Raw genomic sequence first — 14,139 nt, 5'->3', positions numbered from 1 at the left:
CAAAATATATAAGGAGGTGCCCACATGCATATCAAAAAAGGTGACAACGTAAAAGTTATCGCAGGTAAAGACAAAGGTAAAGAAGGTAAAGTAGTTGCTACTGAACCTAAACGTGACCGTGTCGTTGTGGAAGGTGTTAATGTTATTAAAAAACACCAAAAACCAACTCAATTAAACCCTGAAGGTGGAATTTTAGAAACAGAGGCAGCTATCCATGTTTCTAACGTACAATTATTAGACCCTAAAACAAACGAACCAACTCGTGTAGGTTACAAATTTGTTGATGGTAAAAAAGTTCGTATTGCAAAAAAATCTGGCGAAGAAATCAAATCTAATAATTAATTACTAGTTGAAAGGAGGATCCACTTTGAACCGTTTAAAAGAAAAATTTAATTCTGAAGTTACTGAGAACTTAGTAAAAAAATTCAACTATAGTTCAGTAATGGAAGTACCTAAAATTGACAAAATCGTAGTGAACATGGGTGTTGGTGACGCTGTTCAAAACTCTAAAGTGTTAGATAACGCTGTAGAAGAATTAGAACAAATTACTGGTCAAAAACCATTAGTAACTAAAGCTAAAAAATCAGTTGCAACATTCCGTTTACGTGAAGGTATGCCTATCGGTGCGAAAGTTACGCTTCGCGGAGAAAGAATGTATGAATTCTTAGACAAACTAATTTCAGTATCATTACCACGTGTACGTGACTTCCAAGGTGTTTCTAAAAAAGCATTCGATGGTCGCGGTAACTACACATTAGGTGTTAAAGAACAATTAATTTTCCCTGAAATCGATTATGATAAAGTAAGTAAAGTAAGAGGAATGGATATTGTTATCGTAACTACTGCTAACACTGACGAGGAAGCTCGTGAATTGTTATCAAACTTCGGTATGCCATTTCGTAAATAATCTCTAAAAGGAGGCTAATTAAGTGGCTAAAACTTCAATGGTTGCTAAGCAACAAAAAAAACAAAAATTCGCAGTTCGTGAATACACTCGTTGTGAACGCTGTGGTCGTCCACATTCTGTATATCGTAAATTTAAATTATGCCGTATTTGTTTCCGTGAATTAGCTTATAAAGGCCAAATTCCTGGCGTACGTAAAGCTAGCTGGTAATAAAAAGAGTCTGAAAGGAGGCAACAATCAATGACAATGACAGATCCAATCGCAGATATGCTAACTCGTGTAAGAAACGCTAACATGGTTCGTCACGATAAATTAGAATTACCTGCATCTAATATCAAAAAAGAAATTGCCGAAATCTTAAAAAATGAAGGTTTCATTAAAAACGTTGAATACGTAGAAGACGATAAACAAGGTGTTATTCGTTTATTCTTAAAATATGGTCAAAACAATGAACGTGTTATCACAGGATTAAAACGTATTTCAAAACCAGGTTTACGTGTATATGCTAAAGCTAACGAAGTACCTAAAGTACTTAATGGTTTAGGTATTGCATTAGTATCAACTTCTGAAGGTGTAATCACTGATAAAGAAGCAAGAAAACGTAATGTTGGTGGAGAAATTATCGCATACGTTTGGTAATAAATAATAAGGAGGTGCCATAACATGAGTCGTGTTGGTAAGAAAATTATTGACATCCCTAGTGACGTAACAGTAACTTTTGACAATAATCATGTCACTGTTAAAGGTCCAAAAGGTGAATTATCAAAAACATTAAATGAAAGAATGACATTTAAACAAGAAGAAAACACAATTGAAGTTGTAAGACCATCTGATTCTAAAGATGACAGAACAGATCATGGTACAACTCGTGCTTTATTAAATAATATGGTACAAGGTGTTTCTCAAGGTTTCGAAAAAACACTTGAACTTGTTGGTGTAGGTTACCGTGCTCAAATGCAAGGTAATGATTTAGTACTTAACGTTGGATACTCTCACCCAGTAGAAATTAAAGCTGAAGACGGCATTACTTTCGCTGTTGAGAAAAATACAACTGTTAAAGTTTCTGGTGTATCTAAAGAGCAAGTTGGAGCAATCGCTTCTAATATCCGTTCAGTAAGACCTCCAGAACCTTATAAAGGTAAAGGTATTCGTTACCAAGGTGAATACGTACGCCGTAAAGAAGGTAAAACTGGTAAATAATAGATAACACTCTAAAGAAAGGAGTATTAAAATGATCAGTAAAATTGATAAAAATAAAGTGCGTTTGAAAAGACATTCACGTGTTCGTACTAAATTATCAGGTACAGCTGAAAAGCCACGTTTAAATGTATATAGATCAAACAAACACATTTACGCACAAATCATCGATGATGTTAAAGGCGAAACATTAGCTCAAGCTTCATCTAAAGATAAAGATATCGCTAGCGAATCAGCAACTAAAGTTGATTTATCAACAAAAGTTGGCGAAACAATTGCTAAAAAAGCAAATGATAAAGGAATTAAAGAAATCGTATTTGATCGTGGAGGTTACTTATACCACGGACGCGTTAAAGCATTAGCAGAAGCTGCTAGAGAAAACGGTTTAGAATTTTAATTTAAAGGAGGGACAAATACATGGCTCGTAGAGAAGAAGAAACGAAAGAATTTGAAGAACGCGTTGTTACAATCAATCGTGTTGCTAAAGTTGTTAAAGGTGGACGTCGTTTCCGTTTCACTGCATTAGTAGTAGTTGGAGACAAAAATGGTCGTGTAGGTTTCGGTACTGGTAAAGCTCAAGAGGTACCTGAAGCAATCAAAAAAGCTGTTGAAGCAGCTAAAAAAGATTTAGTTGTAGTTCCACGTGTTGAAGGTACTACACCTCACACAATCACTGGCCGTTATGGCTCAGGTAGCGTATTTATGAAACCTGCAGCTCCTGGTACTGGTGTAATCGCTGGTGGTCCAGTTCGTGCGGTATTAGAATTAGCAGGTATCACTGATATCTTAAGTAAATCATTAGGTTCTAACACACCAATTAACATGGTTCGTGCAACTTTAAATGGTTTACAAAACCTTAAAAACGCTGAAGATGTTGCGAAATTACGCGGCAAAACAGTTGAAGAATTATATAATTAAGGAGGGAAAATAAGTTATGGCTAAATTACAAATTACCCTCACTCGTAGTGTTATTGGTCGTCCTGAAACACAACGTAAAACTGTTGAAGCTTTAGGTCTTAAAAAGACTAACAGTTCAGTAGTTGTTGAAGATAACCCTGCTATTCGTGGGCAAATCAACAAAGTTAAACATTTATTAACTATAGAAGAAAAATAATTAAGGAGGTGCCGACATGAAATTACATGAGTTAAAACCAGCAGAAGGTTCTCGTAAAGAACGTAACCGTGTAGGTCGTGGTGCAGCAACTGGTAATGGTAAAACAAGTGGCCGTGGACATAAAGGTCAAAAAGCACGTTCAGGTGGTAAAGTAAGACCTGGATTTGAAGGTGGACAATTACCATTATTCCGTCGTTTACCAAAACGCGGTTTTACTAACATAAATCGTAAAGAATATGCTATTGTTAACTTAGACCAACTTAATCAATTCGAAGATGGTACTGAAGTAACTCCAGCTTTATTAGTAGAATCTGGTGTTGTTAAGAATGAAAAATCTGGTATTAAAATACTAGGTAATGGCTCACTAGATAAAAAATTAACAGTGAAAGCTCATAAGTTCTCAACTTCAGCAGCAGACGCTATTGATGCTAAAGGTGGAGCACACGAGGTGATCTAATGTTTCAAACGCTTGTGAGCTTCTTTACAACTAAAGAAGTTCGAAACAAGATTTTCTTTACTCTAGCAATGTTAGTTATATTCAAGATTGGGACTTACATTCCAGCTCCTGGAGTAAATCCTAATGCTTTTGATCAAGCAGCAAAAGGTTCTCAAGGTGTCACTGATTTACTTAATACATTCGGTGGAGGAGCCTTGAAGAACTTTTCAATATTTGCGATGGGTATTATGCCTTATATTACTGCATCTATCGTAATGCAATTATTACAGATGGATATTGTTCCTAAGTTCTCAGAATGGGCGAAACAAGGTGATGTAGGTAGAAGGAAAATCAACAATGTAACACGTTATTTCGCTATAATATTAGCATTCATTCAGTCAATTGGTATGTCATTTCAATTTAATAATTTATACGGAGGACGCTTAATTGTAAGCCAATCTGTACTAACTTATTTATTGATTGCACTTACTTTAACAGCAGGAACTGCATTCTTGATATGGCTTGGTGACCAAATCACTCAGTTTGGTGTTGGTAATGGTATTTCACTTATCATCTTTGCAGGTATTTTATCAACTTTACCTTCAAGCATTATTCAAGCAGGTCAACAAGCATTTGTTGGTCAAGAAGATACTTCATTAGCTTGGTTAAAAATAGTAGCATTAATTGTAGCATTAGTATTGTTAACAGTAGGTGCTATATTTGTACTTGAAGCAAAACGTAAAATTCCTATCCAATATGCGAAGAAACAAACAGCTCAACGATTAGGTTCACAAGCAACTTATCTACCTTTAAAAGTTAACTCAGCTGGTGTTATTCCTGTTATTTTTGCGATGGCATTTTTCTTATTACCAAGAACGTTGACGCTATTCTTCCCTAAAGCTGAATGGGCTCAACAAGTTGCAGATACTGCAAATCCATCAAGTAACATAGGAATGGTAATCTATATTGTATTAATTATTGCGTTTGCATACTTTTATGCATTTGTACAAGTTAATCCAGAAAAAATGGCTGACAACCTTAAAAAACAAGGTAGTTATGTCCCAGGTATTAGACCTGGTGAACAAACGAAAAAATATATTACTAAAGTTCTTTATCGCTTAACGTTTGTTGGTTCTATTTTCTTAGCAGTCATTGCGATTTTACCGATCTTAGCTACGAAGTTCATGGGCTTACCAAGATCTATTCAAATTGGTGGTACTAGTCTTCTTATCGTTATCGGTGTTGCTATTGAAACTATGAAATCTTTAGAAGCACAAGTAAATCAAAAAGAATATAAAGGCTTTGGTGGTAGATAATTTGTAGGAGGGCACTTATGAATATCATTTTAATGGGCTTACCTGGTGCAGGTAAAGGTACTCAAGCGAGTGAAATTGTTAAGAAATTCCCAATACCACATATATCGACTGGTGACATGTTCAGAAAAGCGATTAAAGATGAGACTGATTTAGGTAAAGAAGCTAAATCATACATGGATCGTGGAGAATTAGTCCCTGATGAAGTTACTGTGGGTATCGTTAAAGAAAGAATTTCTGAAGACGATGCAAAAAAAGGATTCTTATTAGACGGTTTCCCTAGAACTATTGATCAAGCAGAAGCTTTAAATTCAATTATGGCTGAACTTGATAGAAGTATTGATGCTGTCATCAATATTGAAGTCCCAGAGGAAGAACTAATGAATCGTCTTACAGGTCGTCGTATCTGTGAGAAATGTGGTACGACTTATCATCTTGTATTTAATCCTCCAAAAGTTGAAGGTATTTGTGATCTTGATGGTGGTAAATTATATCAACGAGAAGATGATAATCCGGAAACTGTTTCAAATCGTTTGAAAGTTAATGTTAAACAATCTAAACCAATATTAGAGTATTACGATAATAAAGGTGTATTGAATAACATTGATGGTTCAAAAGATATTGAAGAGGTTACTACTGATGTCATTGATATCTTAGATCAATTACAATAGATCAGCTTTTACGATCTATGATGATGTGAATGTTTAATTAAACTGTAGTATAAAATTTAATATGAGTGACAAATGACGATAATAATTCCCGTAATTTTTGTTAAACTTATTAAAACTAGTCACAAATAGATTCGTATCGTTGAAGTTGTCTATTGACAATAACCTTACTATTGCAAAAAGGGGGAAGTTAATCAATGGCTAAACAAGATGTTATTGAATTAGAAGGTACTGTATTAGATACTTTACCAAACGCAATGTTTAAAGTAGAATTAGAAAATGGTCATGAAATTTTAGCACACGTAAGTGGTAAAATTAGAATGAACTACATTCGAATTCTACCTGGCGACAAAGTAACTGTTGAGATGTCTCCGTATGATTTATCACGCGGTAGAATTACTTATCGTTATAAATAATCGTCACTCCATAATATAGGGAGGTATTAAAATGAAAGTAAGACCATCAGTAAAACCAATTTGCGAAAAATGTAAAGTCATTAAACGTAAAGGTAAAGTAATGGTAATTTGTGAAAATCCTAAACACAAACAAAGACAAGGTTAATAAAAGAGAGGTGTAAATGTATATGGCACGTATTGCAGGAGTGGATATTCCACGTGAAAAACGCGTTGTTATTTCTTTAACTTATGTATATGGTATCGGTACTTCTACTGCGAAAAAAATCGTTGAAGAAGCTAACGTATCAGCAGACACTCGCGTAAAAGATTTAACTGACGATGAATTAGGTCGCATCCGTGAAGTAGTAGATAGCTACAAAGTTGAAGGTGACTTACGTCGTGAGCAAAACTTAAACATTAAACGATTAATGGAAATTTCATCATACCGTGGTATTCGTCACCGTCGTGGCTTACCAGTTCGCGGTCAAAAAACTAAAAACAACGCTCGTACGCGTAAAGGCCCAGTTAAAACTGTAGCGAACAAGAAAAAATAATCGGTAAAGGAGGCAAAAAATAAATGGCACGTAAACAAGTATCTCGTAAACGTAAAGTGAAAAAGAATATTGAAAGTGGTGTTGCACACATCCGTTCAACATTCAATAATACAATTGTAACGATTACTGATGAATTTGGTAATGCATTATCTTGGTCATCAGCTGGTGCATTAGGATTCAAAGGATCTAAAAAATCAACACCATTCGCAGCGCAAATGGCGTCTGAAACAGCTTCAAAAACAGCTATGGAACATGGCTTAAAAACTGTAGAAGTAACAGTTAAAGGACCTGGACCAGGCCGTGAATCTGCTATCCGTGCGTTACAATCAGCAGGACTTGAAGTAACAGCAATTAGAGACGTTACTCCAGTACCTCATAATGGTTGTCGTCCACCAAAACGTCGTCGCGTTTAATTTATTGTTGTGTTGTTACAGGTCACTGAGCAAACATTATAAATCTAGTCGACGTATATAAGGAGGATATTTGTAAATGATAGAAATCGAAAAACCTAGAATTGAGACAATTGAAATTAGTGAAGATGCTAAATTCGGTAAGTTCGTTGTTGAACCACTTGAACGTGGCTACGGTACTACACTAGGAAACTCCTTACGTCGTATCCTACTATCTTCATTACCAGGATCAGCAGTAAAGTACATCGAAATTGAAGGCGTGTTACACGAATTCTCAGCAGTAGATAATGTAATTGAAGATGTTTCTACAATTATTATGAACATCAAAAAATTAGCATTAAAAATCTATTCTGAAGAAGATAAAACTTTAGAAATCGATGTTAAGGATGAAGGCGAAGTTACTGCAAGTGATATTACTCACGACAGTGATGTAGAAATTCTAAATCCAGAACTAAAAATTGCTACTGTTTCTAAAGGTGGACATTTAAAAGTTCGTCTTGTTGCTAATAAGGGTAGAGGTTACGCATTAGCTGAAACAAATAATACTAGTGATTTACCAATTGGTGTAATTCCAGTAGACTCACTATATTCACCTGTTGAACGTGTAAACTATACAGTTGAAAATACACGTGTAGGTCAAAGTAGTGATTTTGATAAATTAACTTTAGATGTTTGGACTAATGGTTCAATCACTCCTCAAGAATCAGTTTCATTAGCAGCAAAAATAATGACTGAACACTTGAATATCTTTGTAGGTCTAACTGATGAAGCTCAAAATGCTGAAATCATGATTGAAAAAGAAGAAGATCAAAAAGAAAAAGTATTAGAAATGTCTATCGAAGAATTAGACTTATCTGTACGTTCATATAACTGTTTGAAACGCGCAGGAATCAATTCTGTACAAGAGTTAGCTGATAAATCTGAAGCTGACATGATGAAAGTGCGTAATTTAGGTCGTAAATCTCTTGAAGAAGTTAAATATAAATTAGAAGATTTAGGATTAGGATTAAGAAAAGAAGATTGATAAAGGAGGTTAACTCATGGGTTACAGAAAATTAGGTCGTACTTCTGATCAACGTAAAGCTATGTTACGTAACTTAGCTACAGCACTTATCGTAAGTGAACGTATTGAAACAACAGAAGCTCGTGCAAAAGAAGTTCGCAGTGTAGTAGAGAAATTAATCACTTTAGGTAAAAAAGGAGATTTAGCTTCTCGTCGTAATGCAGCTAAAACATTACAAAATGTTGAAATCTTAAATGAAGATGAATCAACTCAAACTGCTCTTCAAAAATTATTCGGTGAAATCGCTGAACGTTATACAGATCGTCAAGGTGGTTACACTCGTATTCTTAAAGTAGGCCCTCGTCGTGGTGACGGTGCTGAATCAGTAATTATCGAATTAGTATAATTTAATTATAAATACACTAACTACTTATATATAAAGCAAATGAGTGCAACGATAAAATCTGCCACATACAGATTTTGTCTAGCTCAGAGTACCCCATCAAACTAAATATTAAATTAAAGCGTGAACTCAACAAAACTGATGGGGTGCGCGCTTTTTTATTTTAAGCTGAGATACTATTTCTCAGCTTTTTTAATTATAAAATTATTTTAATTGGTGTTTAATCATTTAAATAAGAAAATGAAAATGTTAATAAACAAATTGTGGAAGTATACATATGTTTATAAATCATGTAAAATATTAAAGGTAATTACTACATTGGGGAGGAATAAATGTGATGGATCAAGATAATATTATTGAATTTAGTAATGTATCATTTAAATATCAAAGTGATTCTGCCTTCACGTTAAATGATGTATCATTTAATATTCCTCGTGGCCAATGGACAAGTATAGTAGGACACAATGGATCTGGTAAATCAACTGTTACTAAACTAATGGTAGGAATTGAAAACTGTGATGAAGGTCATATTATTCTAAATAACCAAGGTGTAACTAAAGAAACGATTACACAAGTAAGAAGACAAATAGGCATTGTCTTCCAAAATCCAGATAATCAGTTTGTTGGTTCAACTGTTAAATATGATGTTGCATTTGGTTTAGAGAATCTGTCTATACCATATAATGAGATGCATGAAAAAGTAGACAAAGTTTTAAAACAAGTTGATATGTTTGATTTAGCTGATTACGAACCTCACTCATTATCTGGTGGTCAGAAACAAAGAGTAGCTATAGCTAGTGTGTTAGCTTTAAATCCTTCTATAATTATTTTAGATGAAGCTACTTCAATGTTAGACCCAGTGGCAAAGAAATCTTTACTTGATTTAGTAAGAGCATTACAACGTGAACAACACATAACGATTATTTCTATTACACATGATTTATCAGAAACAATGAGTGCTGATAATATTATAGTTATGAATCAAGGCAAAGTGTATAAACAAGGTAAACCTAATGACATATATGATGATATAGTTAATTTAAATAAAATCGGTCTTGAACTACCGTTTTCAATGAAGATGAATCAACTGTTAACTGGAAAATCAACATTCGTTACATATGAAGGGTTGGTTGATTTATTATGAGTTTTAAAATGAATAATGTGAGTTATACTTATCAACTTGGCACACCTTATGAATATACTGCTATAAAAAACATTTCAGTTAAATTTGAAAAAGGTCATTATTATACGATTGTCGGTCAAACTGGTAGTGGTAAGTCAACGTTAATTCAACATATTAATGGTTTATTAAAACCGACTAGTGGTGATATCAATTTTAATGGTATTTATATTAATCACAAATCAAAGGATAAAGTTTTGAGACCAATACGCCAAAATGTTGGAATGGTTTTTCAATTTCCTGAATCACAGCTTTTTGAAGATACTGTTGAAAAAGAAATTGAATTTGGTCCTAAAAATTTTAATATGAATATTCAACAAGTCAAAGAAAAAGCATTTGATATGTTACTTGATTTAGGTTTTTCAAGAAATGTGATGTCGTTATCACCATTTCAAATGTCTGGAGGTCAAATGAGAAAAATAGCTTTAGTTTCAATATTAGCTATGGATCCAGATATTATAGTAGTCGATGAACCAACAGCTGGTTTAGACCCTAAAAGTAGACATCAAGTAATGTCATTGCTTAAAAAATTACAAAATGAACAAAATAAAACTATTATTTTAGTTACGCATGATATGAATGATGTAGCAAAATATGCTGATGAGGTCATTGTGATGCAAAAAGGTGAAATCAAGGTTAAAACAAGTCCTCGCAAGTTATTTAGTGAACCAGATAATCTAAAAAAGTGGAATATAACTATGCCTGATGTTGTCCGCTTACAGCAAGATTTTGAAACTAAATATCAAACTAAACTATCTTCAACCGCGTTAACTGAAGAAGAATTTGTTGATTTATATAGGGAGTGGCAAAATGAAAAATAAATTAATCATTGGACGTTATCTCCCGACCAATTCATTTATACATCAGTTAGACCCAAGATCAAAATTGATATTTGTATTTGCTTTTATTATATTTATTTTTTTATGTCATTCTTTCGGAACATATGCATGGCTTTTTGTTCTTATTCTAATCATTATGAAAATGGCTAAAATTAATTTTATGTTTTTGATTAAAGGTTTAACACCTATATTTATCTTTCTAATTTTTACATTTTTAATGCATGTATTCTTTACTAAAGGTGGTACTATTCTTTTTCAATGGAACTTTATAACTATTGAAAGTAAAGGGATATTAGAAGGTATTTTTATCTCTTTAAGATTGATATTTATTGTAATGATAGCTACTATAATGACTTTATCGACTAGTCCAATAGATTTAACTGACGCATTTGAAAAGTTATTAACGCCACTCAAATTGCTTAAAATACCTTTACATCAATTAAGTATGATGATGTCTATTGCATTAAGGTTTATACCTACATTAATGGACGAATTAGATAAGATTATTTTAGCTCAAAAATCTAGAGGTTCAGAGATAAGTTCAGGTGGGTTGGTAACAAGAATTCAGGCATTTGTCCCGTTACTGATTCCATTGTTTATTTCTGCTTTCCAGAGAGCCGAAGAATTAGCGATAGCTATGGAAGTGAGAGGGTATGATGCTCATGCTGAGAGAACTAGCTATAGAATGCTCCAATGGCGTCTGAGAGATACATGTACATTATTATTACTTATTCCTATATTAGCTATCCTATTGTTAATTAAATTTTTTGGAGTGTAAAAGTATTGCGTATATTAGTAGAAATAGAATATCAAGGTAATCAATTTTTAGGATTTCAAATTCAACAACAAGGTCGCACAATACAACAACAATTTGAAAAAATTCTTAAAAGAATGCATAAACGTCATGTAAGAATACATCCCTCTAGTCGAACAGATAGAGGAGTGCATGCTTATCAACAGTATTTTCATTTTGATACTGACTTAAACATTGAAAATAATAAATGGCAATATGCAATGAATAGTGCATTGCCGGATGATATATATGTTAAAAGCGTTCAACACGTAGATGAAGATTTTCATTGTCGTTATGATTGTGTAGGGAAAAAGTATAGATATAAAGTATATCAAGCCGAACATCGGAATCCATTTGAAAGTGGATTAAAAACGTATGTATCTGAAATATTAGATCTAGATAGCATGAATAAAGCAGCACAATTATTTATTGGTACTCACGACTTTACTGGTTTTTGTTCCCAAAAAACTGAAGTTCAAAGTAAAGTAAGAACATTATATGAAAGTAAAATTATTAAAACAGAAGATGGTTTTGATTATATAGTAACTGGTTCAGGCTTTCTGTATAATATGGTTCGTGTATTAGTGGCATTTTTAATAGAAGTTGGAAAAGGTAAAAGAAAACCTGACGAAATACCGGTATTACTTGAAGAGAAAAACCGCAATAAAATACCTTTTACTGCACCATCTGACGGTCTATATTTAGAGAAAATATATCTGTCTGATCATGAATTAATGGATGAATTTGGTAATCATATTAAAATCCATTATAAAAAATCATTACAAAATGATTGAATTGCATTGACAAAAGGTCTATGAAATTATAAGATTATTAACGGTATTGTTTTATATCCACCCCACGATAAGCCCCGGAATCTTATTGTGTTACAAGATATATAAGCAAAATAGAACAACAGTTAACAAAATAAATGAAATCTACGCTTTAAATCGTAACAAATTTTTAATTCAAACAAATAGAATTTAGACAATACAAAGTAACTTAGGTTAATCAATTTTGTCTAGAGACTAAAACGAAGCATTTATTTTTAGGAGGACAATTATTATGCGTCAAACATTTATGGCAAATGAATCAAACATTGAGCGCAAATGGTATGTTATCGATGCTGAAGGCCAAACATTAGGTCGTTTATCATCAGAAGTAGCATCTATCTTACGCGGTAAAAATAAAGTAACTTATACACCACACGTTGATACAGGTGATTATGTAATCATCATCAACGCTTCAAAAATCGAATTCACTGGTAACAAAGAGCAAGACAAAATGTATTACCGTCACTCAAATCACCCAGGTGGTTTAAAATCAATCTCTGCTGGTGAATTAAGAAGAACAAACCCAGAACGTTTACTTGAAACTTCAATTAAAGGTATGCTACCAAGCAGCCGTTTAGGTGAAAAACAAGGTAAAAAATTATTTGTATATGGTGGCGCTGAACATCCACACGCTGCACAACAACCAGAAAACTACGAGTTACGTGGTTAATTAGAAGGAGGAAATTACATTGGCACAAGTTGAATATAAAGGCACAGGCCGTCGTAAAAACTCAGTAGCACGTGTACGTTTAGTACCAGGTGAAGGTAACATCAAAGTTAACAACCGTGACGTACGTGACTACTTACCATTTGAATCATTAATCTTAGACTTAAACCAACCATTCGATGTTACTGAAACTAAAGGTAACTATGACGTTTTAGTTAACGTTCACGGTGGTGGATTCACAGGACAAGCACAAGCTATCCGTCACGGAATCGCTCGTGCATTATTAGAAGCAGATCCTGAATACAGAGGTTCTTTAAAACGCGCTGGATTATTAACACGTGACCCACGTATGAAAGAACGTAAAAAACCAGGTCTTAAAAAAGCTCGTCGTTCTCCTCAATTCTCAAAACGTTAATATATACAAATTATTGCGAAGTTTTTCGCTATCAGATTTGTTTACAATTAATAAGAACGATAAATCAAGCACTTCTCGAATCTTCGAGAAGTGCTTTTTTTGTTGGGATAAAATAAATTTTAAATTAATACTTGAAAGTGACGTTACGTTATACCTTATGTTTAATTTATGGAGGGATTAAGATGAATAGTACTAATCAAGTTATGAGTTATTTAGTTAGTTTAAAGGAAAAGAAAATAAAATTTTTAAGCGAGGTGAGAAATTTTGGAATTTCAATATAGTTTAAAACAAATTATGGATATTACTGGAGTAACAAAGCGAACATTACATTATTATGATGAGATTGGTTTATTAAAAGTACAAAAGAACGAAAATAATTATAGGGTTTATAATCAAAATGATTTAGTTAGACTTCAAAAAATATTATTACTTAAAAATTTAGATATGAGTATAAAAGAAATATATGAAGTTATTGATTATAATGATGAACAATTAAAATCTGTATTAGAAAATCAAAAAGTGAGTCTAACTCAAAAAATAAATACTTTAGAAAATTCGAGAATAGCAATTGAAAAATTCATTAATAATATACCAATTGTAGAAATTGAAGAATTGAATCATGTACCTTACAAACAATATCAAGAAGAAGCAAAGATAAAATATGAAAATTTAGATGTTTACAAAACGTATACTAATAAACATAATGACCAATTACTTTCAAATAAAGAAAATATAGAAAGATTAGATCAGATTTTTGAAAAGTTTAATGGCTTAGCAATAAATAAAGTTAATATTAGTGAAGCTAAAGATGTTGTATATGAGTGGAAAGACCTGATGAATCTATATACTCATTTTGATAATGAATTACTATGTTTGATTGCTGACACTTATCATAACGATGTGAGATTCAAAAATTATTTCAAGAAATTTAATAATCCTTATCTAACTAGTTTTATTTCAGAAGCAGTCAATTATCATTTATCACAAGTTCAATCATAAAATAAACGCACTTCTCGA

The 14,139-nt window shown here is 32.9% G+C and carries 24 protein-coding genes; all 24 read left to right on the top strand.

Annotated features, from left to right (window positions below; all coding sequences use genetic code 11):
- The first annotated feature begins 24 nt into the window (after window positions 1-24).
- Window positions 25-342 (top strand): 50S ribosomal protein L24, encoded by a 318-nt coding sequence (gene rplX, locus LFT63_RS06140; RefSeq protein ID WP_002466469.1) that lies wholly within the window; start codon window positions 25-27, stop codon window positions 340-342.
- A 25-nt stretch (window positions 343-367) separates the two neighbouring features.
- Entirely contained in the window at window positions 368-907 is a 540-nt protein-coding gene (rplE, locus tag LFT63_RS06135) for a 50S ribosomal protein L5 (protein WP_026083545.1), read from the top strand.
- 22 nt (window positions 908-929) lie between these two features.
- A complete protein-coding gene (locus LFT63_RS06130) occupies window positions 930-1,115 on the top strand; it encodes a type Z 30S ribosomal protein S14 (protein WP_001829713.1) in 186 nt (61 codons plus the stop codon).
- 30 nt (window positions 1,116-1,145) lie between these two features.
- Window positions 1,146-1,544 carry a 30S ribosomal protein S8 gene (rpsH, locus tag LFT63_RS06125; RefSeq protein WP_002450517.1) on the top strand — a complete coding sequence of 133 codons (399 nt, stop codon included), beginning with the start codon at window positions 1,146-1,148 and terminating at the stop codon, window positions 1,542-1,544.
- Between the two features lie 24 nt (window positions 1,545-1,568).
- The gene (gene rplF, locus LFT63_RS06120) at window positions 1,569-2,105 is read left to right on the top strand and encodes a 50S ribosomal protein L6 (protein ID WP_017638511.1); all 537 of its coding nucleotides are present in this window, start codon (window positions 1,569-1,571) and stop codon (window positions 2,103-2,105) included.
- A gap of 31 nt (window positions 2,106-2,136) precedes the next feature.
- On the top strand, window positions 2,137-2,499 hold the full coding sequence (gene rplR / locus LFT63_RS06115) for a 50S ribosomal protein L18 (RefSeq protein ID WP_017638510.1): 363 nt from the start codon (window positions 2,137-2,139) through the stop codon (window positions 2,497-2,499).
- Window positions 2,500-2,519: 20 nt separating this feature from the next.
- On the top strand, window positions 2,520-3,020 hold the full coding sequence (gene rpsE, locus LFT63_RS06110; protein ID WP_002450514.1) for a 30S ribosomal protein S5: 501 nt from the start codon (window positions 2,520-2,522) through the stop codon (window positions 3,018-3,020).
- Window positions 3,021-3,036: 16 nt separating this feature from the next.
- Window positions 3,037-3,216 carry a 50S ribosomal protein L30 gene (rpmD, locus tag LFT63_RS06105; protein ID WP_002432330.1) on the top strand — a complete coding sequence of 60 codons (180 nt, stop codon included), beginning with the start codon at window positions 3,037-3,039 and terminating at the stop codon, window positions 3,214-3,216.
- Window positions 3,217-3,232: 16 nt separating this feature from the next.
- Window positions 3,233-3,673, top strand: a complete 441-nt coding sequence (rplO, locus tag LFT63_RS06100; RefSeq protein WP_017638509.1) for a 50S ribosomal protein L15 — start codon at window positions 3,233-3,235, stop codon at window positions 3,671-3,673.
- Window positions 3,673-4,968: a preprotein translocase subunit SecY gene (gene secY / locus LFT63_RS06095; protein ID WP_017638508.1), complete on the top strand. Its 1,296-nt coding sequence runs from the start codon at window positions 3,673-3,675 to the stop codon at window positions 4,966-4,968. Before rplO ends, secY begins: the two co-directional genes overlap by 1 nt.
- Before the next feature lie 17 nt (window positions 4,969-4,985).
- Window positions 4,986-5,636 carry an adenylate kinase gene (locus tag LFT63_RS06090; protein ID WP_029055863.1) on the top strand — a complete coding sequence of 217 codons (651 nt, stop codon included), beginning with the start codon at window positions 4,986-4,988 and terminating at the stop codon, window positions 5,634-5,636.
- Between the two features lie 194 nt (window positions 5,637-5,830).
- Window positions 5,831-6,049 (top strand): translation initiation factor IF-1, encoded by a 219-nt coding sequence (gene infA, locus LFT63_RS06085; protein ID WP_001829792.1) that lies wholly within the window; start codon window positions 5,831-5,833, stop codon window positions 6,047-6,049.
- Window positions 6,050-6,080: 31 nt separating this feature from the next.
- Window positions 6,081-6,194: a 50S ribosomal protein L36 gene (rpmJ, locus tag LFT63_RS06080; protein WP_000868342.1), complete on the top strand. Its 114-nt coding sequence runs from the start codon at window positions 6,081-6,083 to the stop codon at window positions 6,192-6,194.
- A 22-nt stretch (window positions 6,195-6,216) separates the two neighbouring features.
- Window positions 6,217-6,582 (top strand): 30S ribosomal protein S13, encoded by a 366-nt coding sequence (rpsM, locus tag LFT63_RS06075; protein WP_002450510.1) that lies wholly within the window; start codon window positions 6,217-6,219, stop codon window positions 6,580-6,582.
- A 23-nt stretch (window positions 6,583-6,605) separates the two neighbouring features.
- On the top strand, window positions 6,606-6,995 hold the full coding sequence (gene rpsK, locus LFT63_RS06070) for a 30S ribosomal protein S11 (protein WP_002450509.1): 390 nt from the start codon (window positions 6,606-6,608) through the stop codon (window positions 6,993-6,995).
- Window positions 6,996-7,071: 76 nt separating this feature from the next.
- A complete protein-coding gene (locus tag LFT63_RS06065; RefSeq protein ID WP_340768307.1) occupies window positions 7,072-8,016 on the top strand; it encodes a DNA-directed RNA polymerase subunit alpha in 945 nt (314 codons plus the stop codon).
- Window positions 8,017-8,032: 16 nt separating this feature from the next.
- On the top strand, window positions 8,033-8,401 hold the full coding sequence (rplQ, locus tag LFT63_RS06060; RefSeq protein ID WP_017638506.1) for a 50S ribosomal protein L17: 369 nt from the start codon (window positions 8,033-8,035) through the stop codon (window positions 8,399-8,401).
- Window positions 8,402-8,732: 331 nt separating this feature from the next.
- Window positions 8,733-9,542, top strand: coding sequence for an energy-coupling factor transporter ATPase (locus LFT63_RS06055; RefSeq protein WP_029055864.1), 810 nt, complete (start codon window positions 8,733-8,735; stop codon window positions 9,540-9,542).
- Window positions 9,539-10,399: an energy-coupling factor transporter ATPase gene (locus LFT63_RS06050; RefSeq protein ID WP_029055865.1), complete on the top strand. Its 861-nt coding sequence runs from the start codon at window positions 9,539-9,541 to the stop codon at window positions 10,397-10,399. Before LFT63_RS06055 ends, LFT63_RS06050 begins: the two co-directional genes overlap by 4 nt.
- Window positions 10,389-11,195 (top strand): energy-coupling factor transporter transmembrane component T family protein, encoded by an 807-nt coding sequence (locus LFT63_RS06045; protein ID WP_340768303.1) that lies wholly within the window; start codon window positions 10,389-10,391, stop codon window positions 11,193-11,195. Before LFT63_RS06050 ends, LFT63_RS06045 begins: the two co-directional genes overlap by 11 nt.
- 5 nt (window positions 11,196-11,200) lie before the next feature.
- Complete coding sequence (gene truA / locus LFT63_RS06040) at window positions 11,201-12,004, top strand: tRNA pseudouridine(38-40) synthase TruA (protein ID WP_029055867.1); 804 nt, start codon at window positions 11,201-11,203, stop codon at window positions 12,002-12,004.
- 268 nt (window positions 12,005-12,272) lie between these two features.
- Window positions 12,273-12,710, top strand: coding sequence for a 50S ribosomal protein L13 (gene rplM, locus LFT63_RS06035; protein WP_029055868.1), 438 nt, complete (start codon window positions 12,273-12,275; stop codon window positions 12,708-12,710).
- Between the two features lie 19 nt (window positions 12,711-12,729).
- On the top strand, window positions 12,730-13,122 hold the full coding sequence (gene rpsI, locus LFT63_RS06030; RefSeq protein ID WP_002450501.1) for a 30S ribosomal protein S9: 393 nt from the start codon (window positions 12,730-12,732) through the stop codon (window positions 13,120-13,122).
- A gap of 264 nt (window positions 13,123-13,386) precedes the next feature.
- Window positions 13,387-14,121, top strand: a complete 735-nt coding sequence (locus LFT63_RS06025; protein ID WP_029055869.1) for a MerR family transcriptional regulator — start codon at window positions 13,387-13,389, stop codon at window positions 14,119-14,121.
- Window positions 14,122-14,139: the final 18 nt, after the last annotated feature.

This window comes from Staphylococcus sp. FSL H8-0121 (assembly GCF_038008425.1).
Classification (GTDB): domain Bacteria; phylum Bacillota; class Bacilli; order Staphylococcales; family Staphylococcaceae; genus Staphylococcus; species Staphylococcus pasteuri.
This window is presented reverse-complemented; position numbering and strand designations above follow the sequence as displayed.

Bases quoted from the DNA above. Each gene is read 5' to 3' on its own strand.
- rplX (WP_002466469.1), top strand. From the start codon at position 25: ATGCATATCAAAAAAGGTGACAACGTAAAAGTTATCGCAGGTAAAGAC.
- rpsH (WP_002450517.1), top strand. From the start codon at position 1,146: ATGACAATGACAGATCCAATCGCAGATATGCTAACTCGTGTAAGAAAC.
- rplF (WP_017638511.1), top strand. From the start codon at position 1,569: ATGAGTCGTGTTGGTAAGAAAATTATTGACATCCCTAGTGACGTAACA.
- rplR (WP_017638510.1), top strand. From the start codon at position 2,137: ATGATCAGTAAAATTGATAAAAATAAAGTGCGTTTGAAAAGACATTCA.
- rpsE (WP_002450514.1), top strand. From the start codon at position 2,520: ATGGCTCGTAGAGAAGAAGAAACGAAAGAATTTGAAGAACGCGTTGTT.
- rpmD (WP_002432330.1), top strand. From the start codon at position 3,037: ATGGCTAAATTACAAATTACCCTCACTCGTAGTGTTATTGGTCGTCCT.
- rplO (WP_017638509.1), top strand. From the start codon at position 3,233: ATGAAATTACATGAGTTAAAACCAGCAGAAGGTTCTCGTAAAGAACGT.
- secY (WP_017638508.1), top strand. From the start codon at position 3,673: ATGTTTCAAACGCTTGTGAGCTTCTTTACAACTAAAGAAGTTCGAAAC.
- LFT63_RS06090 (WP_029055863.1), top strand. From the start codon at position 4,986: ATGAATATCATTTTAATGGGCTTACCTGGTGCAGGTAAAGGTACTCAA.
- infA (WP_001829792.1), top strand. From the start codon at position 5,831: ATGGCTAAACAAGATGTTATTGAATTAGAAGGTACTGTATTAGATACT.
- rpmJ (WP_000868342.1), top strand. From the start codon at position 6,081: ATGAAAGTAAGACCATCAGTAAAACCAATTTGCGAAAAATGTAAAGTC.
- rpsM (WP_002450510.1), top strand. From the start codon at position 6,217: ATGGCACGTATTGCAGGAGTGGATATTCCACGTGAAAAACGCGTTGTT.
- rpsK (WP_002450509.1), top strand. From the start codon at position 6,606: ATGGCACGTAAACAAGTATCTCGTAAACGTAAAGTGAAAAAGAATATT.
- LFT63_RS06065 (WP_340768307.1), top strand. From the start codon at position 7,072: ATGATAGAAATCGAAAAACCTAGAATTGAGACAATTGAAATTAGTGAA.
- rplQ (WP_017638506.1), top strand. From the start codon at position 8,033: ATGGGTTACAGAAAATTAGGTCGTACTTCTGATCAACGTAAAGCTATG.
- LFT63_RS06050 (WP_029055865.1), top strand. From the start codon at position 9,539: ATGAGTTTTAAAATGAATAATGTGAGTTATACTTATCAACTTGGCACA.
- LFT63_RS06045 (WP_340768303.1), top strand. From the start codon at position 10,389: ATGAAAAATAAATTAATCATTGGACGTTATCTCCCGACCAATTCATTT.
- rplM (WP_029055868.1), top strand. From the start codon at position 12,273: ATGCGTCAAACATTTATGGCAAATGAATCAAACATTGAGCGCAAATGG.